This is a genomic window from Paenibacillus barengoltzii G22, from assembly GCF_000403375.2.
Lineage (GTDB): Bacteria > Bacillota > Bacilli > Paenibacillales > Paenibacillaceae > Fontibacillus > Fontibacillus barengoltzii.
In genome coordinates, this window is the sequence record NZ_KE159652.1 from 718,027 (window position 1) to 738,277 (window position 20,251).

The 20,251-nt window shown below is 50.6% G+C and carries 21 protein-coding genes; all 21 read left to right on the forward strand.

Annotated features, from left to right (window positions below; all coding sequences use genetic code 11):
* The first annotated feature begins 91 nt into the window (after nt 1-91).
* The 21 genes from C812_RS03415 (at nt 92) to C812_RS03510 (ending at nt 20,138) form a co-directional block, all read left to right on the forward strand.
* Nucleotides 92-1,684: a hypothetical protein gene (locus C812_RS03415; protein ID WP_016311287.1), complete on the forward strand. Its 1,593-nt coding sequence runs from the start codon at nt 92-94 to the stop codon at nt 1,682-1,684.
* A 19-nt stretch (nt 1,685-1,703) separates the two neighbouring features.
* Nucleotides 1,704-2,345, forward strand: a complete 642-nt coding sequence (locus C812_RS03420) for a LysM peptidoglycan-binding domain-containing protein (RefSeq protein WP_016311288.1) — start codon at nt 1,704-1,706, stop codon at nt 2,343-2,345.
* Nucleotides 2,342-3,340, forward strand: a complete 999-nt coding sequence (locus C812_RS03425) for an XkdQ/YqbQ family protein (RefSeq protein ID WP_016311289.1) — start codon at nt 2,342-2,344, stop codon at nt 3,338-3,340. The genes C812_RS03420 and C812_RS03425 overlap by 4 nt, the downstream gene beginning before the upstream one ends.
* Entirely contained in the window at nt 3,330-3,731 is a 402-nt protein-coding gene (locus C812_RS03430; RefSeq protein WP_016311290.1) for a hypothetical protein, read from the forward strand. Before C812_RS03425 ends, C812_RS03430 begins: the two co-directional genes overlap by 11 nt.
* Nucleotides 3,724-4,185 (forward strand): DUF2634 domain-containing protein, encoded by a 462-nt coding sequence (locus tag C812_RS03435; RefSeq protein ID WP_016311291.1) that lies wholly within the window; start codon nt 3,724-3,726, stop codon nt 4,183-4,185. Before C812_RS03430 ends, C812_RS03435 begins: the two co-directional genes overlap by 8 nt.
* A complete protein-coding gene (locus C812_RS03440) occupies nt 4,185-5,303 on the forward strand; it encodes a baseplate J/gp47 family protein (protein WP_016311292.1) in 1,119 nt (372 codons plus the stop codon). The genes C812_RS03435 and C812_RS03440 overlap by 1 nt, the downstream gene beginning before the upstream one ends.
* Entirely contained in the window at nt 5,296-5,910 is a 615-nt protein-coding gene (locus tag C812_RS03445) for a YmfQ family protein (protein ID WP_208855740.1), read from the forward strand. The genes C812_RS03440 and C812_RS03445 overlap by 8 nt, the downstream gene beginning before the upstream one ends.
* On the forward strand, nt 5,910-9,209 hold the full coding sequence (locus tag C812_RS03450; protein WP_016311294.1) for a hypothetical protein: 3,300 nt from the start codon (nt 5,910-5,912) through the stop codon (nt 9,207-9,209). The genes C812_RS03445 and C812_RS03450 overlap by 1 nt, the downstream gene beginning before the upstream one ends.
* 13 nt (nt 9,210-9,222) lie before the next feature.
* On the forward strand, nt 9,223-9,621 hold the full coding sequence (locus C812_RS03455; RefSeq protein WP_016311295.1) for a hypothetical protein: 399 nt from the start codon (nt 9,223-9,225) through the stop codon (nt 9,619-9,621).
* A gap of 3 nt (nt 9,622-9,624) precedes the next feature.
* Nucleotides 9,625-9,768: a CD1375 family protein gene (locus C812_RS22195; protein WP_016311296.1), complete on the forward strand. Its 144-nt coding sequence runs from the start codon at nt 9,625-9,627 to the stop codon at nt 9,766-9,768.
* Between the two features lie 170 nt (nt 9,769-9,938).
* Nucleotides 9,939-10,226: a hypothetical protein gene (locus C812_RS03460; RefSeq protein ID WP_009224258.1), complete on the forward strand. Its 288-nt coding sequence runs from the start codon at nt 9,939-9,941 to the stop codon at nt 10,224-10,226.
* A 428-nt stretch (nt 10,227-10,654) separates the two neighbouring features.
* Complete coding sequence (locus C812_RS03465; RefSeq protein WP_036624601.1) at nt 10,655-11,587, forward strand: peptidoglycan recognition protein family protein; 933 nt, start codon at nt 10,655-10,657, stop codon at nt 11,585-11,587.
* 21 nt (nt 11,588-11,608) lie between these two features.
* Nucleotides 11,609-11,887: a holin gene (locus tag C812_RS03470; protein ID WP_016311299.1), complete on the forward strand. Its 279-nt coding sequence runs from the start codon at nt 11,609-11,611 to the stop codon at nt 11,885-11,887.
* Nucleotides 11,888-11,931: 44 nt separating this feature from the next.
* Entirely contained in the window at nt 11,932-12,198 is a 267-nt protein-coding gene (locus C812_RS03475) for a hypothetical protein (RefSeq protein WP_016311300.1), read from the forward strand.
* Nucleotides 12,199-12,620: 422 nt separating this feature from the next.
* A complete protein-coding gene (locus tag C812_RS03480; protein WP_016311301.1) occupies nt 12,621-13,733 on the forward strand; it encodes an amidohydrolase/deacetylase family metallohydrolase in 1,113 nt (370 codons plus the stop codon).
* On the forward strand, nt 13,699-14,802 hold the full coding sequence (locus C812_RS03485; RefSeq protein ID WP_016311302.1) for a DgaE family pyridoxal phosphate-dependent ammonia lyase: 1,104 nt from the start codon (nt 13,699-13,701) through the stop codon (nt 14,800-14,802). Before C812_RS03480 ends, C812_RS03485 begins: the two co-directional genes overlap by 35 nt.
* A gap of 1 nt (nt 14,803) precedes the next feature.
* Nucleotides 14,804-15,559, forward strand: a complete 756-nt coding sequence (dagF, locus tag C812_RS03490; protein WP_016311303.1) for a 2-dehydro-3-deoxy-phosphogluconate aldolase — start codon at nt 14,804-14,806, stop codon at nt 15,557-15,559.
* Nucleotides 15,552-16,574, forward strand: coding sequence for a sugar kinase (locus tag C812_RS03495; protein WP_016311304.1), 1,023 nt, complete (start codon nt 15,552-15,554; stop codon nt 16,572-16,574). Before dagF ends, C812_RS03495 begins: the two co-directional genes overlap by 8 nt.
* Nucleotides 16,575-16,585: 11 nt before the next feature.
* Nucleotides 16,586-17,308 (forward strand): GntR family transcriptional regulator, encoded by a 723-nt coding sequence (locus C812_RS03500; protein ID WP_016311305.1) that lies wholly within the window; start codon nt 16,586-16,588, stop codon nt 17,306-17,308.
* A gap of 189 nt (nt 17,309-17,497) precedes the next feature.
* Nucleotides 17,498-18,517, forward strand: coding sequence for a glycoside hydrolase family 130 protein (locus C812_RS03505; RefSeq protein WP_016311306.1), 1,020 nt, complete (start codon nt 17,498-17,500; stop codon nt 18,515-18,517).
* A gap of 304 nt (nt 18,518-18,821) precedes the next feature.
* The gene (locus C812_RS03510; protein ID WP_016311307.1) at nt 18,822-20,138 is read left to right on the forward strand and encodes an extracellular solute-binding protein; all 1,317 of its coding nucleotides are present in this window, start codon (nt 18,822-18,824) and stop codon (nt 20,136-20,138) included.
* Nucleotides 20,139-20,251: the final 113 nt, after the last annotated feature.

Here is a 20,251-nt window from a genome sequence, read left to right on the forward strand (position 1 = left end):
CTTCCAAAAATAACGGTAGGAAATCCTGTTATTTTTATCGGGAGTTGGTTGGAACCGGTTAGAAGCTAACAGAAAGGAGGTTAAACAACCTATGGCTAGAGATGACAATGACAAGCTTGAAGTCGAGATCGACGACCGTGACATAGACCGAACCGCAAAAAAGCTCCGCAATTTGGACAAACTGCTGCAACAAACTCATCGCCGTGCAGCGCTGCTCGGCAAATCTCGCATCAAGCCCGCCCTCACCCTGGACGACCGTTTTACTTCCGCGGCCCAAAAGGTCGAGGACACGCTGAGACGTCTACATCGAACGACGGTGCAGCCAACGGTGAACTTTAGCGATCGCGTCACGGGTGACGCGCTGAAGTTGCGGGCTTACCTTACTGCGCTGACAGTGACTCCATGGCAGGTTTCTGCGGCGGGAGTAGATTGGGAAGCGGTGGTGGGGGACTCTTTTACCGATTGGATCAGTTCCGAGGGGAAGAGTACGTTGAAGCGAATTTCTGCGGCGATTGGGAATGCATTGGTTATTACGGGAAAGTTAGCTAATTCTGTACTCAATCCCGGAAGTCATGGAATGTCGAAGGAGAATTCTCCTGTGCCAGAGCAGCCCGAACGCAAAGGCTTTTTAGAGAAGACGGTAGGGTCGCTGTTCGAATTTACAAATACCGTTCGAAAGGACGTGGCCAAGGATTACACCAAGGAAGGCACCAAAGAACTGATGGATAAGTACATCCTGAAAAAGGATGAAAAAGACAAGAAAATAACGGTTGAATGTAAGTGCAGAGTCACCTGTTACTGCAACTGCGGAGCAGGTGGAGGCGGATATATTAGTGGAACTGGACCCGGGAGGAAGCGAACGGGTCGTGCTGCTAGGGGGGCTAGAACCAGGAGTACGGTGGTCACCCAAGTACAATTGCCTAAGCCTAAACCTAGTTCTGGTGGAGGACTTAAAGGTTCTCTAAAAAAAATCGGTGTAGGATTGCTCCTGAGCACAGGAGGAGATTTGCTGGCGGGAAGTGGTCTGCCGGAGTTGATCACCAAGGGAGCAGGGAAGGTTGATCAATTCGGTGCAAAATTATTAGGTAAAGCAGGCGGGCTGATTGGAAAGATTGGCAAGGGCATTAAGCTTCCGGGACCGTTAGGATTACTGTCGAATGCAAGTGCGATCGCATCAGCCGACAATAATAAGGATCGCTTAAAAGCGACCACCTCCGCGGTGGTCTCTTCGATCGGCGGTCTTATAGGCGGGGCCCTCGGTTCAATTATTCCCTTTGCAGGGACGGCCGTCGGGGCGACATTAGGTTCGATGGGCGGTGACTTTCTAGGAAATCATTTGGGTGGTTGGATTTATAACCTTTATTCTAAGAAAAAAGAGCCAGCCGACAAGAAAGCAACACCGAAGCCAGATTCCTTGTCCGTAAAGGATACGCTAGGCTTATCTGCGATTCCACAGATGGCTCCGAGCTTGGCTGGTATAAATCCTTACGCGGGAAATGTAAGTCGACAACAGGATGACGCACAGAAAAAGGCTTCTCCCCCGTCTCAGATTAACGTTTCTTTATCCCAAGGCGCAATTAACCTCACTGTGAACAAAGATGAGATCAATTACGACGAACTTGCCAAAGCTGCCGGCTGGAAAATCGCCAACGAAGTGCGGTTTGCGATGCAAAATCTGAAGTAGGGGAGGGGAGCAGGGACATATGGAGATTCACTTAATTGATGGTGCAGGACAGAATTTTGTGTTCCCGGTCAACCCGGAGGAGATTACGATCTCCCGAAGCAAAGGCGTGGAGACGGTGAATATCGTCTCGCTGGGGGAATATGACTTTTCGGCTGGAGAGAGGGTGAAGGAGATCGCCTTCTCTTCTTTTTTTCCGGCGGTCTATGATCCGGGGTATTGCAATTACCAAGACCTCCCTGATCCGCAGGAGGCGATGAACCGACTGACGACCTTGATGAACAGCAAGTCGCCGGTCCGCCTGATCATTACGGATACAGCTGTAAACGTGCTTGTGACCATCGCTGCACATAACAGTACCTTTCGGGGCGGGGAGCCAGGGGATGTGTACTTTGAACTGACCGCTCGGACTTGGCGAGAGATGAAGGTGCACACTCAGGCGGGTGCCGGCGGGGCAGCTTCGACAGCGAAAACAACCCGGTCGGACACGAAAAAGCCCGCAAAAACCTATGTCGTTAAATCAGGTGACACCCTGTCCAAAATCGCCAAGCTGGAGCTTGGAGACAGCTCGAAGTGGCAGCAGATCTATAATGCCAACCAAAAAACGATCGGCAAAGACCCGAACCAAATCAAGCCCGGACAAAAGCTGGTGATGCCGCAATGAGTTACGAAGTGGTGCTCCAAAACAAGTATTACTTGCGGGAACTGGTAAAGAACATTTCGCTTAAGGATTCGCTTGATCAGATATCGTATCAGGGCACGATTGGGCTGAGTATTCCGGCTTCTTTTCCTGGGATTGAACCGGGACAAGAGATTCGGATCAGCGGCGTACCGTATAGCGGATCGGGCCGTGACATTGCTGCTGGGGGCAAGATGGTTCCGTTACTGCATCCGGGCGTGGTATGGGATTGCTCCAGCACATTGAGACAATCGAAGTACATGACGGTGACGGTGTATGACCGGACGATTTATTTGGCGAAATCGGAGGATGAGTATCTTTTTCCGGCGGGGGGAACGGCAACTCAGCGGCTCCGGAAATATGCTGCAGATTGGGGCATTCCGCTTGATAAGGTACCAGATACGAAAACCAAGCTAAAAAAAGCCGTCTATCGCCCGCAAACCCTTTACAACATGATTTTGTCGGATCTCAAGGAGACAGTAAAGGCCGGCGGGGACATGTACGTACCGCGAATGACGCCTGCGGGATTAACCTTGTTCAAGGTCGGCAGCAATGACGTGGTTTGGAAGCTGGAGCAACTGGAGGAAGCGACGCAAAACCGTACGCTGGAAGGTGCAGTGACGCGTGTGAAGGTCATCGGGACCGAAGATCGCAGCGAAAGCGCACCATCCAAGGTGTTAGCTGTAGCAAGCGGGGAGACCGCTAAATACGGTGTGTTGCAACGGGTTGTGCAGGACGAGAATGTCAAAACCGCTGGTGCTGCCAAAAAATATGCCGAGTCCATGCTAACGGGTTTAAGGCAGTCTTACACCGTAACCTGCATCGATCTAAATACGATCCGGGCAGGAGATAAGGTGATTTTTAACGGGCTGAACCTGATCGTAACTTCCGTTTCGCATGAACTGGGGGACCCCGGGCATATGACGCTGGAGCTCGCGACGATGGACGACGTGAAAAGGAGGTATTTTCTTGAGCAATGATCCTTATGCGGCGTTGGCCGTTTCACTGCGAGAAAATGCAGCAAGAAAAGCCGCCGAAGTGCTCACCGGTGCGACGGCAGAGCTTGGGACCGTGACGGGCACGGGACTGAAGCTCGACAGTTTCAAGTATGAAATTCAAGACTACTATGTTGCAGAGTTCCCAGGCATCCTGAAGCTCCCGGAGTTGAAGATGACCGGAGAGGTCCGCGGGCTCAGAGACAGCGGTGGGGGTGGCGTCGAGGGCCAAGGGCAGTTTACATTTATGCCTTCGGAAACGAAGGATGCGGTGTTGTCGCTAAAACTTCAGCCCGGAGATCGCGTACTGGCGTTGCCGCTTAACGGCGGAAATGATGCGATTGTGTTATGCAGGGTGGTGAGCGGGAATGGCTAATCTTTTTCCGGAGGCAGTGGCGGATTCTTGGGAGGTTGCAGGACAGGACGGGCAGGAATCTGGAGCGGATGAGGTAACGTTTGGCCGAAGCTGGCGGTTTGATTTTGAGACAGGAGAGTTCGTGATGACGCCTACGGGAAAAATCGCGCCTGCTGACGAGATCGCCGCCTGGAAGGTGTGGTGTGAAAAAGCAATTCGTACCCCGCGATACCGACATGTGATATACTCCCGTGCCTATGGTCAGGAATTTGAGGAGCTGATCGGCCAAGGCTATAGCCGGGCCGTTCAGGAGAGCGAAATCCGGCGGATCGCGACGGAGACGCTGATGGTGGACCCGCGGACGCTGAGCGTGGATGGGTTTGTTTTTGTTTGGCGGGAGGATGGTTGTCGATTTACATGCCGGGTCAAAAACGTGCGGGAGGATGAGTTGATTGTGGAAGGGAGTGTGACGTGATGGCAGATTTGCCGCTTTATTTGCAGGATCAGACGGAAGAACGGATAATGCAGCGTATGCTGGATCGAGTGCCTTCGGATATGGATAAGTCTGAGGGTTCTTTTATTTGGGATGCAGAAGCGCCGGTGGCCTTCATGCTGGCAGAGGCGGCATCGTGGGCGCAACAGCTGCTGGCGCGGGGATTTGCGAGTACGACGTATGGGGAGTACCTCGATCTCCGGGCGGCGGAGCATGGCGTTACACGGCGGCCGGCTGTGGCTGCTACGGGTACGGTGCAGTTTGCGGGAGAGCCGGGGAAGACGGTGCCTGCGGGGACGGTTGTGGCGACGCCGGCAGATGAGTTCTCGGCGGAAGCATCGATGGAGTATGTAACGACGGCGGCTGTGACGTTGGATGAGAATGGAGTAGGGACGGTGCCAATTCGCGCGCTGGTTCCTGGCCGAGCAGGGAATGTCCCGGCTGGAGTTATTCAGGTGATGACGACACCCGTTCGTGGAGTGACGGCGGTTACGAACCTGGAGGCGACTCGGGGCGGTGCCGATGTTGAGTCGGATGAGCTGCTGTTGGAGCGTTTTTTGTCGCAGGTACGGAATCAGGGCACAAGCGGGAACAAGGCGCAATATTTGAAATGGGCCGGCGAAGTGCCTGGTGTGGGCGGAGCGCAGGTGGAACCGTTGTGGCAGGGTCCGGGCACGGTTGGGATCTATTTGCTTGATACGGACAAGCGGGCGGCGAACGAGGAGATCGTTGCGGCGGCGCAGGCGTATATCGATCCGACGCAGGATGGGCAGGGCGAAGGCGTGGCACCTGCGGGAGCGATTGTGACGGTGATGGCTGCCGAGGAAGTACCGATCGATATTCGCGTGAAGCTGACGTTAGCCAGCGGCGTGACGCTGGAGGAAGTGAAGAAAAAAATCGAGGACGGTGTGCGGGCGTATTTGAAGCAGCTTGCTTTTGTTGACCCGTTGGTTCGGTTTACGCGGATCGCTGCGATTCTGCTGGACATTCCACCGATCATCGACTATGCCGAGTTGACGGTGAATGGCAACGCAGATACCAATTTGGAGATCTACACGGGCCAGGTTGCCGTGTTGGGGACGGTGGATGTGTATGAGTGAACCAGTTCGGCGGGAGAAGGGAGAAGCTCTACGTCTAAGTACGGGTGAGTCTTTGTTGACCAGCCCTCGAGGGCGTGAAATGTTCTCCTATCTGCCGGCCTATTACGAATCTTCCCGAGTCATGCAGGCGGACATGAACGCCAAAGGGGTGGAAATGGACCTGCTGTTCGCAGCGCTGGAGGAGACGTTTCAGCAGTTCTTTGTGCGCACGGCCACTTGGGGGCTGGATCGCTGGGAGAGTGAGCTCGGCATCACGACCGACTTAAGTAAGCCGCTGGATCAACGCCGCGCTGTTGTTGAATCCAAGCTGCGCGGCAGCGGGAAGTTTTCAGGTCAGCTGGTGAAAAATGTGGCAGAGGCGTATGACCGGGGGAGAGTGGAGGTTTCTTTTCAGCCGGGGGAGTGGGGGGTTACGGTTCGTTTTGTCGATTCAATCGGAGCCCCTCCAAATCTCGATGATTTGAAAGGCATGATTGAAGAAATTAAGCCGGCGCATATGTCCGTCGTTTATCGACTGAACTATCTTACGATTGCCCAAGTTGAGGGAATGACCATTACTCAGATTGAATCGATAACGCAAGACAAATTACTAGGAGGTGGGTTGTAGTGCCGAATCCAACTACACCAAATCTTGGACTAAATAAAATCGATCGTACTTCGCCAGAAACTACGTATTTCGATTTGAATAAATATATCGATCAGAATGCAGAAAAGGTAGATTCTTTTGCCGGTGAGGTACAGGAAGAGATTAGCGCTCTTAAAGATCGTCTAGATCATGCTGTAACTAAAGAGATTACCCTTAACCCAGGACTACAAGTCGTAAACTCGCCCAAGGATTCAAGGTTTAAATTGAGTGAGATTCAGGGGAGGACGTTGATTAACCTACTTGGGGTTGCTGGAGGTTGTGAAGAAGCTAACAGTTGGTCTGCTCCGTATGGAATGCTTTCTGTTGACGCGACCATAAGAGACAGCGGGATGGCAAGTCTTAAATACACACACAGTAGTTCATCGTCGTCGGGTGCATATGTCAGATCGAATTATTTTCCGATTGATCCATCTAAATATCTATTAATTGCTGCTTGGGTAAAGTCGGTAAGTAAGTCTGTATCTGTTCGGCTTGTAACGACTGGTGGTGAAAATATTCAATATTCATTTGGCAGATTTCACGCGGCAGGCGAGACGGGTGGGGTTGCCTTCCGAGTATTTACACCATCTAATTTGGGTGCAAACACTTCTGTATGCGTTGAAGCTTTCAGTAATGATCCATTCGCTATAGGAGATACTTTTAATTTCGACTCCTTTCGCGTTTATCAATTAACCGCCGATGAATATGCACAACTTAACGAATCAACGCCGGATAGTTACATTAATTACAAATATCCATTTGTGCCGTGTGGCATTATCGGTGTAGAGAATCCTTACGCTATCAGTTATGGAGAAAACCTTTTGCCACCGTTTTACGAGTGGGAAAGTCTCCATGCCAACGCAAAAGTAATTGAGCCGTACAGAATGAAGCATACAACAACCACTAACGCAAACGAGTACAATTACCATACAATCCCGGCGTTAGAGGATGCTTATTATGATTTATTCGTCCAAAATGCAGCAGGAGATGAGAATAGAAACTTAATAAAGGTTTTGGATGATAGCTTTTCCCAGATAGCAGAGGCTGAAATTGGCGAGGAAATTTTAGAGGGTAACATTAGGCATACTTGGATTAAAACTCCACCAAACGCCAAGTACATTAGGGTTTATCTTTACCCGAAACCAGACTTTGAAATTACGGCGGAGTTTATCAGCCCAATCTTGGCCTTTAATGATGATGAAAAGTCATTCAAGCCGCAGCGCAAAACCATGCTTGCCCTGCAAACGGAATTGCACGCTAACCCAGAAGATGGTAGCGAACCGGACGTCCTGTTTGAGAAGGAGGGGCAATATTTCAAATTGGCGAAGTGGAAAAAAGTCGTATTGGATGGGGCGCTAACATATGAGCATTCTAGCAATTATAGCGTCTCTGGTTCAAAACGCATTAGAATACCAAATATGGGTCGTGACGCCACCGGATCGTATAATGGAGCCGTTGTTAAATACACTGGGGTAACTCTTGAACCTGCCGTTATTGCTGGATGGAGTAAAAACGATCAATGGGGCATTGATACAACAGCAGGACACACATTGATAACTATTAGCAACGCAGAAAGCGGTTGGGGAGACAGCTACACACCAACAGCAGACGAGGTTAAGGCGTATTTTATGGGCTGGAAAATGAGCGTATATGGCGGTACAAGATGGGACAATTACAATGGAACCGGGACGAAAGTTTGGATAAGGATCACTAGGTTAAACGATTCAGTCGGTTTATCTAATAACATCGACTACACCACAACGTTACCAACAGTTGATGCCGGAACAGATGCTTTAGGGAACACTTACAAACCATATCAACTTCTATACCGCCTAGCCAAAGAAGTAGTAGAACCTGTTCCATTTGAAGGAGCGTTAGTTTTACCAGAAGGGCAAAGCGTGGTTGAGGTTGGTACAGGGATCGTGCTTAGAGAAGTTAACAAACCGACACCAGTAACGAGTTCGGGAGTTCAAACTTTCAATGGTACCGCCGATCCCTTATCCTATCGAGCCGGGGCGATTCTTTCCCTTTATGAAAATGGAAGATACAAAAAAGTAGATGTATGGGGAATGAGAAGCGGCGGAGGGAGCGTTGAAATTTCCAACGGCCCAGCATTTATCAGCTTGAACAATAATAATTATGACGAGATGGCTACCTACACAATAACCTATATCAAATTTGACAAGTCTCATGCTCAACCGATTAAAGGGGTTGTAGCGAATAACGAAAAGGCACAGATTAGCGATTTGGTGGATGCGGCTGCCGCAATAATCGGAACTATCCCAATCGAGACAAAAGGTGGAGCAGGATCGGAAGAATCCGAAAACGGAGCAATCAGAACGGTTATTCCGTATACGACAACAAAGAGCGGGGACGCCTACACGATTGCGACAAGTGACGTTTTGGTCGCCAACCAGCAAATAACCGTCAAATTCAACGCAAACAGCAGCGGAACACCGATGTTAAAGTTTGGCGGCACGTCAGCCTATCCGATAAAAAAAGCCAACGGATCGGCGGCTAAATTCTACGCCAGTGTATATACGTTGTTCTTTGACGGATCGGCTTTTATCTTATCGGGTGAAGGGGGGGAAGTCGAAAGCTACGGAACAGCAACAGCAAGCGACGTATTAGCGTCAAAAACTATCCTAACCACAAATGGACTAGTTACCGGAACTATGTCAAACCGTGGGGCCGTTACAAATACAATTACAACACAGAATGGACAGTATACAATACCAGCTGGGTACCACAACGGGAGCGGGAAGGTGACGGCGAGTTTTGCCAATCTTGTGGCGGGAAATATAAAGAAGGACGTCAACATCGGAGGAATTACCGGGTCATTGGAGCCGTCTGTTAAAGGTAGTATGTCACTTAATTATACAAAAACCGGGTATGTTAGTGATTATACAACAATAGCTACGTTCCCCGTTGGCATAACTCAAATTGCTTTTATTGCTGATTCTAGTTCTTATTTTCAGTTAAACTCAGCCTCCGGCTTATCTCTTATATTGACAGATGGTAGTAAAAGAACGGTGTTATTAAGTTTGTATGAAAAACCAACAAAAAGTGTTAATTTAGGTTCTTTGCTATATGACAAAGATTATCGAATGCGATTCCGAAATATAGATGGAGTAGTGCAGTACTATGGTAATATCAATGACGTTGCCTTAGATCCAACTGTGCCATGGCAAATTTACTACGAAACAAGCATTTGGGCTGGCAACGATGAATCAACTAGAACTGTAAACATTAGGCTTGTCGGTAAGTTGTACTACTCGTAAAGGCGGTGTTTGTATGTTTTATCTTATACCAAGAGAAACTGAGGAAAACATAGTTGCGATTCAAATTATTATTAACGATCCATATCCTGAACAAGAAGTAGAAGGCGGATTTTATGTAACTGAACTGCCGACAGCCAATACACCAGAGGGTATGTACCCGGTTTTAATGTATAAGAAAGATACACAAGAGTTGTTTTACAATTACGAAATAAATACATTGCCGCCAGAACCAATTCTCTCATTTTACGATCAATTGGCGGAACTAAGTGTAAAGTTGGAAGAGGCCGATGCCTCCAATCTACTCGCCCTCGACGCCCTAGCCAGCACATTTGAACTGACTTTGGAATTACAGGATAAGGCTTCGACTTTACAGACCGAAATCGAAACTCTGAAAAACGGGACGGTGGCTTAAATCATGGAAAATAACATCATGGTTGAGGTATATGTACAACTTATCAAGGCGGGGCGTAAGACAGTAGATCAAGTGCCATTATACGATGGTTTAAGAAATGCTGTGGCGGAAAGACTTAATGCGGTAACTGCAACAAATGAGCTCTGAGTTAAAATGCAGTTGCTTTGAAGGAAGCCAATCTGACTAGGTTCCGGAAGTCGATGGACCAGTAACTATTTCAAGTTTGACAGGTATAACCGCACAAACGCCGCAAGGCGTATTTTTTATGCCCTCGATCCCCCGAGGGCTCTTCATTTTCCCCGAAAGAAGGTGTAATCATGGACATTACGATCATCACCGCGGTAACCTCCGTGCTGGCGGCGGTGAGCGGAATTGCGTTGGGGTGGGCGGGGCGTGCGAAGGCGGCGCGACGGGAGGCTGAGGAGTCGGCCGAAGCGGAGGCTGTGCAGCGGGCGGATGTCGAATACATCAAGCGGGGGGTAGACGACATGAAAATCGAGCAGAAGCTGCAAGGCCAGCGATTTGAAGCCTTCTCCGAGCGGCTGACCCGCGTCGAAGAGTCAGCAAAACAAGCCCATAAACGGATCGATCGGCTGGAGGAATAAGCTCTTGGGTATGATTGAGGTATATGGAAGAGTATGCTAAGATAACAATAGAAACAAGGAGGCTGCGCCACAGCCTCCCCGGTACAACACTTGGGTGGGAAACCTCCAAATGTACTTCAGAGAATAACCCGCACCTCGGCGCTAACCTGGGCGGGTTATTTTCGTTTATTCAGGTAAGTAAGCAGTGCAAGGACAAACATGCCTAGCATGATCACTTCCGAAAACGAAAATTGCATACGCATCACCTCCCATCCGGAGGCGATACAGTCCCACCCAATTTCAGTTGTACATGCTAAATTATACCAGAGTCTGCTAAATCATCGCAGGCTCTTTTGTTTTTTGATGAAAATCCTAGATTCGTCCTCACAAGTGCACAAGCGAAGGGGTCACCTTGCGGAATAGCATAAATGGAAGGGGTGAAATCGTTTATGGATACAAAGAAGTACCAAATTGAAAGGCGATACATTGTAAAGCGGCCTAACGTCCGGCCAGGGACGAGGTTGACGACGGGAACCCCGGAGTTTTTTGTGGCGCATGACACGGGGAATCCGGGGGCTACGGCGGACAACCACTATGCCTATTTCAACTCGCTGAAGGATCGGACAGCCTCGGCCCATGTGTTTATCGATGATACAAAAATTCTTGAAATTATCCCGACAGGCACTGGCTCGGATCCCGCGGAAAAAGCTTGGCACGTGCTGTATAACGTGAAAACGGACAACGATTTATTTGGCTATGATGCCAATGACGCGGCCATCGGGGTGGAATTTTGCTACGGCGGGCGCATAAAATTTACGGAAGCGTACAAGCGCTATGTCTGGTATCTGGCCTATTGCTGTTACAAATGGAACAAGAACCCGTACGTCTTTATTCCATCCCACAAACAACTCGACCCGGCGCGAAGACAAGATCCTGACAAGGCTCTGGCTACAGGCGGAAAAACGATGAACCGATTGCTGGACGATATCTCGGCCGAACTCAAGTCGATGCGTACGTCTAGCCCAACGCAAAATTCGAATACCTCTTTTACACCGCTTCCGGCTTCCATCGCGCAATCACTGATCGACAACTATGTTTCTCCTGCATGGTTTGCTTCACGTGCCAAAAGGGACCAGGTTGGCATGACGCATTTTCACAATTTAGCGAACAATCTACGGGTAGCCTCTGGCATTCCATTAACCTCTTCGTCCACTCCCGGCCCATTGATTCCACTGCCAAAAAGCAATGCACAGGAAATCATCTTCCGCTGGCTTTCTCCGGCTTGGTTTAAGGCACGGGACGAAGGGAATATGGCACGAGCGCAGCATTTTAACAACTTAGCAAACTACCTGCGCCGGGCGGCGGGCATCCCGGAGCAATAAGAAGGAGGGGAATCATCGTCAATGCAAAACGAGATTTTAACCAATGTACTGGCCTTTGCCTCGGTCTTGTCCGTATTTGTATTAGCTTTGGTGCAACTTGTGAAAACAACCTTCAACCTGCCGAAAAATCTGATCCCTTTCATCGGGGTAATCATCGGCATTTTGGTTGGAGCAGCGGCGTACCCATTTACGGAAATGGAGCTGGTGCTGCGACTGTGGGCGGGAGGTTTAGCGGGTTTATCGGCCACCGGGTTGTTTGAGCTCGGGAACAAACGCCAAGGAAGAACGAAGGACAAATAAGGGGCTTCGGGGACAGCATGATCTTGCTTGGAGGTCATTTCCACTTGAATAAAGAACATTTGTTTGCATATAATACAAACAAACGTTCCTATATGGAGATGATCCTGGTGGAAAAATACATCGGTCGCACCGTAGAAATCATTTACCTTGACCGTACAGGCAAGATTACGCAGCGGCGGATCGAAGTTCATGATGTGCGGGGCGGTTTGGTTCGGGCGACTTGCCTGACTTCCCATGCCCCTCGGGCTTTTCGGATCGAGAACATATTAGCTTGTGTACCTGTGGCAAAAGGGCGGCATACTGCCTCCTGAGCCTCCCTATATTTTGGGCCGTTCGCTTCGCGAGCGGCCCTTTTTGCATTTCAAATCTTGATGATTAGTAGGTGCATTGTCAATATGTTTGGTAAAAGGATAGACCCTTACCTAACGCGTGGGGGTCTATTTCTTTTTGATTTGGTAGAGTTACTGGCTTACTAGTTCCCCCGGTCACTTTCCAAGTGATACGGGGGGCTTTTTGCTTAATACACAGTGTGAAATTACAACTTTTTCGGATATTATCGTAATTTCGTGGGATATTTCCTGGACTTTTGGGAGGCTAAGATAAAATTAATGTACGAGAAATCCAATGTTTAAACATTATAACGTTATATTCTCAAGAGTTATTTTCCATGTTATGCTAAATTCAATCAGAGGCAGGCATGACAACGATCCTTATTAAAAAGAGGCGAGCTATGATGAAGGAAAGAGTCGTTTATCGCCATCTCCAAAGAGTTAATGGGGAAGCGATCGACATTGTGATCGAGGATGGGATCATCACGGAGATCACGGAAGCCGGCCAGGCTCGCGGCGATCGGGACTGGGACGGGACCGGCCACTATGTGTCCAGCGGTTGGATCGATATGCATGTCCACGCATTTCCAGAGTTCGACCCGTACGGTGACGAGATCGATGAGATTGGCGTGAAGCAAGGCGTCACAACAATTATAGATGCCGGCAGCTGCGGTGCGGATCGGATCGGCGATCTGCTGGCCAGCGGCAAGCACGCGGAGACCAATCTGTTGGCTTTTTTGAACATCTCGCGGATTGGACTGAAACGCATCGACGAACTGTCGGAGTTAGCTTGGATCGACCGTGAGCGCTTGAAGGCTGCACTTGCCGAGTATCGGGACTCCATCGTTGGCCTGAAAGCGCGAATCAGCCAGAGCGTCGTCCGCGACAACGGCGTCATGCCGCTGCGGATCGGAAGGGAGCTGTCGCTGGAGACGGGGCTGCCGCTGATGGTGCATATCGGCTCAGCGCCGCCCGATATCCGGGAGGTGATCCCGCTGCTGCAACGAAAAGATATCATTACCCATTATCTCAATGGTAAAGCGAACAATTTGTTTGACGAAGCAGGCGAACCGCTCCCGGTGTTAAACGAGGCAATCCGCCGCGGGGTGCATCTTGATGTAGGCCATGGTACGGCCAGCTTCTCGTTTCGGGTGGCCGAGGCGGCGAAGCGACAAGGGATCCACCCTGATACGATCAGCACCGACATCTACCGGGGGAACCGGCTGAATGGTCCGGTGTACAGCATGGCCAACGTGCTGAGCAAATTTCTTTATCTTGGCTATTCGCTTGAGGAAGTCATTGCTGCGGTAACCACTCAAGCAGCACAATGGCTGGGCCGTGAGAAGTTGGGCCGCATTCAGGTTGGAGACCCGGCCCACTTAACGTTGTTCGTCGTGAAGGAAGAACCTGTGGAACTCGTTGATTCGGAAGGAGAACGGCGCGTCTCGAAGCGCCGTATCGAAGCTAAAGGAGTGATCGTCCATGGAAAATTCATTAAATGCGAAGTACGGGCTTAAGCGCGTGATTAACGCCAGCGGGCGGATGAGCATCCTTGGCGTATCGGCGCCAAGCGACACGGTGATGGACGCGATGAAGCGGGGCGGCCAAAGCTACGTCGAAATCGCTGACCTCGTGGACAAGGCGGGAGACTATGTCGCCAAACATGTGGGATCGGAGGCAGCGGTGGTCGTCAACTCGGCATCCAGCGGCATCGCTTTGTCGGTTGCGGCAATCGTAACGCAAGGCGACCGACGCAAGAGCTTGCGTCTGCATCAGGAGGAAATCCCCCGTAACGAAATCATCATGCTGAAGGGGCATAACGTGCAGTACGGCGCTCCCGTGGAAACGATGGTGTACCTCGGCGGCGGCAAGCTGGTGGAGGCGGGCTACGCGAATGAAGGGCGAGCAGAGCACATTGAAGACGCGATCGGCGACAGAACTGCGGCGATCCTCTATGTGAAATCACATCATGCCGTGCAGAAGAACATGATCTCCGTTGAAGAGGCGTGGGAGGTCGCGCAGCGGAATCAAATTCCAATGATCGTCGATGCCGCGGCGGAGGAGGATCTGCAAAAGTACGTGAAATTCTCCGACTTGGCCATTTACAGCGGCTCCAAAGCGATTGAAGGCCCGACCTCCGGTATCGTTGCCGGGAAACGCAAGTACATCGAATGGGTAAAGGTGCAGCTGCACGGCATCGGACGAAGCATGAAGGTGGGCAAGGAAACGACCTTTGGGTTGCTGCAAGCCCTGGACGAGTACGCCGTGAAACCCGACAACAGTGAGCGCGAAAAAGAGGCTTTGCAAACCTTGATGCCGCTGAGTGAGCTTCCGGGAATCCGGGTCTCTATCGTGCAGGACGAAGCCGGGCGAGCGATTTTCCGGGCGCGAGTGCAGGTGGACCCGCAGCAAGCTGGAATTTCGGCGAAGGACATGGTACATGCGCTGCAAACGGGGGATATTGCCATTTACACCCGGGATTATGGGGTGAGACAAGGGTATTTTGATATCGATCCACGCCCGCTGATGGGGGACGATATCGAGGTCATTGCCGCAAAAATTCGCGAATTGGCAGGAGGACAATAAGATGTCGCAAATCGCAAAACGCTTTTATAAAAATCGGGTAGCCCTCAACGTCCTGGCTAAAGATATTCCGAACGCCAAGGAAGTGTTTGAAGCGGCGGAAGGTTATGTGCTCGTTGGGGTCCTGTCGAAGGACTACGCTAGCGTTGAGGAAGCCGTAACGGCAATGAAGGCATACGGCCGGGTAATTGACGATGCAGTGTCGATCGGTCTGGGTGCCGGCGATAATCGTCAGGCGGCCGTCGTTGCCGAGATCGCCAAGCATTATGCCGGCAGCCATATCAATCAGGTGTTCCCGGCGGTTGGAGCGACCCGAGCGAATCTTGGCGCACAGGATGGCTGGATCAACAGCTTGGTCTCCCCGACGGGGCAAGCGGGATACGTGAACATCTCCACCGGCCCGGCCAGCGCAGCCCAGGAGAAGCCAGCGATTGTTCCGGTTGAAGCAGCGATTGCGCTGGTGCGCGATATGGGCGGCAATGCGCTCAAATACTTCCCAATGCAAGGCTTAAGCCGCGAAGAAGAGCTTCGCGCGGTAGCGGCTGCTTGTGCGAAGGAGAATTTTGCGCTGGAGCCGACCGGCGGAATCGACCTGGACAATTTTGAGCCGATCGTGCGCATTGCCTTGGAAGCCGGGGTTCCACAAGTCATTCCGCATGTATATACCTCGATCATCGACAAAGAGACCGGCAACACCCGGACCGAAGATGTGCATCTGCTGACCCAAATCATGAAACAGCTGGCGAATGCTTATGCCTAAACATCGTATTGCCGCCTTCGGTGAAGTAATGATGCGCCTGCAGGTCCCGGGGTATGAGACGTTAGCGCAGGCGGATACGTTGAAGTATTCTTTTTCGGGTACCGGCGTAAATGTGGTGTCGGCTTTATCCCGCTACGGGCATGAGGGTGTACTAGTCACACGGTTGCCGGATAATCCGCTGGGCGATGCAGCTGTCGCCTATCTGCGCCAGCTCGGCATCGGCACGGCTCACGTTGTCCGGGGAGGCAAGTTCGTAGGCATGTACTTCCTGGAAAATGGCTTTGGCGTGCGACCCAGCCGCGTCACTTATTCGAATCGGTTGGACAGCAGCTTTAACACTGCGCCGGAAGGAACCTATGATTATGAGGACATCGCCGCCGGCATGGAGGCGGTGCACTTCGATGGGATTACGCTGGCGATGAACGAAGGCGTACGTTCCCACATGAAGTCGCTTGCCGAAGCCGTGAAGCGGCAGGGGGGCAAGGTGATTTTTGACTGCAACTACCGGCCGTCTCTTTGGAGCGCAGGCGGATATGCCCAGGCGAAGCCGCATTATGAAGCGATGCTTCGATTAGCGGACATCGTGATGATGAATGAAAAAGATGCGCTGCTGACCTTAGGAATGACCACGAACCAGCAGGAGCGGGAGAAGCAGCTGAAGGAGCTGATTCCGGTTGTGGCGGATAACTACGGCATTTCCGTGATTGCCGGAACGCACCGCCAAATCCACGGTGATAACTCCCATTCGCTGCGCGGATTCCTGTTCAAAGGGGGACGTTTTGCGTTCTCTGAACAGCTCACGTTTTCGGTCTATGATAGAATAGGGGCAGGAGACGCTTTTGCGAGCGGGATTATCCATGGGGAGTTGGAGGGCTATGAAGCGGGGCAGACCGTCCGGTTTGCCGCGGCAGCAGGCATGCTGGCGCACACGGTGCCGGGCGATACCCCGATGGCGACGGAGGCAGATGTCCTCCGGGCAATGGAGCAATCCGCCGCAGGCGATGTGGAAAGGTAGGGTACTGGTTCGTGAGGTTGTCCCGCAAAGATCGACCGTTATATGTACAAATCAAAAACATCCTGAAGGAACGCATCTTACACGGCGTATACCCGCTGGGCAGCAATATCCCTTCTGAGCCTCAGCTGGAGCAGGAGTTTGCCGTCAGTAAAATTACGGTTCGCGGCGCGATTCAGGAGCTTGTCCAGGAAGGTTATCTGGAGAAGGGCAGCGGGAAAGGCACCAAAGTGATCCGCAACAAAGCCGCCTCCAAGTGGTCGAAATGGAAGCACTTCACGGAGATTCTGGTGGAGGAGAATCATCAGATTCGCAAGGAATGGCTCCGTGCCGAATCGTTGTGGAACGAGGCAGGCTCCGAGCTTCACAGGCTGTTCGGGGAGCGCTGCTTGAAGCTGGAACGGGCGTATCATCTCGACGGCGAGCCTTATATTTTTTACGAGCATTATTTGGCCGTCACTTGGAAAGAACCGACGGAACCGGAGCTTGAAGATTTCCGCGACCACTCATTCTATGAGGTGCTGGAAGAGTGGGGCGTATCACTGGACAAGCTGAGGGACGAGTTCACGGTGGCTCTTCCGCCGGTCGGAGCCAAGCAATTCCTGCGGTTGGAAGATGGGGTCCCCGTGCTGAAGCGTTTGCGGTATTCGCGGGATGCCCAGGGAAGATTGGCTGAATATAGCGTTGGTTATTATAATACGGAGCTGCAAAGTTACATCGTCGATTATGACGCGTAACGAGGCGAATGCCAGCCCCCGGATTGTTGCTTAAATCGCAATGATCCGGTTTTTTTTGCCACAAAATGATTAGAATATTTCAGATGTTTTCGAAAGTTTATGGGATATTTCCTCAAGAAGCCCAGGGCTATAATAACAATACAGATTTGATCTCAAGATGGGTATAGGGGTTTAGGAGGAGGAACGCAGATGAAGATCACGAGACATCCGGAAAACCCGATTGTGGTGCCGGGAGGATATGAGTGGAGAAAAGTGACGGTATTCAACCCGGCGGTGATCATGGATAACGGCAAATTTTATATGATCGAACGGACGGCAGGATCGCTGACTCCGTGCAAAAACTACTTGGGGCTGTTGGAAAGCGAAGACGGCGTGCATTTCACCCATGTAAAGGACGAGCCGATCATTACGCCGGACATGCTAGGTTTCCCGTACGGCAGTGTGCAGGACCCGCGGATTGTAAAAATCGATGACACGTTTTATATGAACTACGCGCTGCGTCCATGTGCAATGAGTTATTATCCGACAGGAAGAGGCGTTCCGGAGCGTTCCATTCCGAAATACCCAGACGGTTGGGGAGAGCAGGAAGGACATTGGCTGACGCGTTCCTCCATTGTTGCCTCCAAGAACCTGATCGATTGGGAATTCGTTGCCGACACAACGCCGCTGGATATCAATGATCGCGACAACATCCTGTTCCCCGAGAAGATTAACGGCAAGTTCGTGCTGCTGCGGCGGCCGGAGGAATACGTCGGCGATGCGTACGGCACGGAAAAAGCAGCGATGTGGATTACGTATTCCGAGGATCTGATCCATTGGGAAGAGCCGAAGTTGCTGGCGAAAGCGGAGAACATGGCCTGGGAATCGCGAAAAATTGGGGGATCGACGCCGCCGATCAGGACGGATCGCGGATGGCTCGTGTTGTACCACGGCGTCGATGATGAGGTCGTTTACCGCGTAGGGGCGATGCTGCTGGATCTGGAGAATCCAGAGAAAATCATTGCCCGCACGAAAAACTTCATCATGGAGCCGGAAACGTACTACGAGAAATTTGGCTATCAGATTCCAAACGTCATCTTCCCCACGGGGAATGTCGTTAAAGACGGCTTACTCTATATCTACTATGGGGTGACGGATACCGCGATCGCGCTGGCTACGGTGCCGGTAGATGAATTGGTGGACCATATTTTGAAAGACTCGCAAGCTTAATACTAGCAGGAAGATAGCCGCATAAAGCGGTTATCTATAACCAACTAATGTAAGCGTTACCAAATAGAAGCTCCAACTTCTGCTGCAACCCCTCAACACAATGATTGTGTTAGTATATATAACAAATTAAGTGAGTTATATTTAGAATTGCTTCAAAATATTAGATATAATCGAAAAATCATGGGATGTTTAGATATCGGATCCGTCTATATAATAAGCGATATAACAGATGAAGAAATATATTAGATCATTTTCTGTTATTTTCTTAGGAAGTTCTAAATTCGATAAGGGAGAGGGTTGTACGATGAGGAGAACAAACCGAAGTAGAAAATCGATCATGCTTGGCTTTCTTGCTGTATTGATGTTGTTGGTCACCGCGTGTGGCAGTAATAGTGCAAGTAATGCGAACAATACTAGCGGTTCAGGAACGGAGCCGACAATTACGTTAACCATGATGCATCCTTGGACTACCCCGAATGTGGATAACGAAGTGTATAAAGAACGTATTGCAGAGTTCGAGAAGCAACATCCCAATATTATTATCAAGCAAGACAGCGTGCCTTCTGCACAATACAAGACGAAGCTGCGTACGCTGGCTGCTGCCAACAACTTGGCGGATATCAATGTCATATGGCCGGGAGCGGATCTGGACCCGCTGGTAGCCGGGAACTTGCTTCAACCGATTAATGACATGATGGACAATTGGAAGGATCTCCTGCCGGAATATGCCTTGAGCGGCTTTAATGTAGACGGTCAGCAGTATGCGATCCCAACCAAACAAAACTTTGTTGATATCATTTACTACAATAAAGAGATGTTTGCCCAGGTGGGCTATGACCATTTCCCGGATACTTATGAAGGCTTTATCGATGTAATAACCAAGCTGAAAGCAGCAGGGATTACACCGATTTCGTTAGGCAACAAGGAACAATGGCCGCTGCAATCCACATACGTATCCGGCATTGGCGATCGTTTTACAGGCAGCGACTTTTTGCCCGCTGTTTTGGCAGGGAAGGCGAAGTTTACCGACCCTGAGTTCGTGAAAGCACTGGCAGTTATTGATGAGTTGACTAAGCTGGGAGCTTTTAATACAGATGCCAATAATATGGACTCGGTACAAAGTCAGGATTATTTGATCCAAGGTAAGGCCGCCATGCATATTTCGTCGGCAACGGTGGATGGGCGGATCCGGATGAATAACGAAGAAGGCGATAAGTTTGGGATTGCTTTGTTGCCGAGCTTTGAAGGTGGTAAGGGCGATCCGAAGAAGAGTGCCGGGATCATGCAATTTGGCATCGGTATCAAGAGCGGGTTGGATGAACAGAAGCTGCAGGCTGCCCAAGAGTTCCTGAAGTTCTTTGTCAGCGAGGATCTATATAAGGAACTGGCACGTAAGGGCGTAGTGGTCCCAGCGAAAATTGATGTTCCTGAGGATGCAAGTCCTTATTTGAAGGAAATGCTGGCTTTGACGAGCAACGGAATGTCTCCGGTCTTCGATAGTTTAATTCCGACCCAAGTCGTCGATGTGTTACAAAATGGCCTGCAGTCGATGATGATGGGACGTACGACTCCTGAGGAACTGGCTGCAGAGGTTCAACAGGCGATGGATGACATGAGATAGACATGATGATGAGGCCATAGCACGGTATCCATATCGATGCGTGATAGAAAACCCGTTCCTCGGGTTTTCTTCATTCATCGGAGTTGAATCTAGATATAAAGGAGGGAACCCCT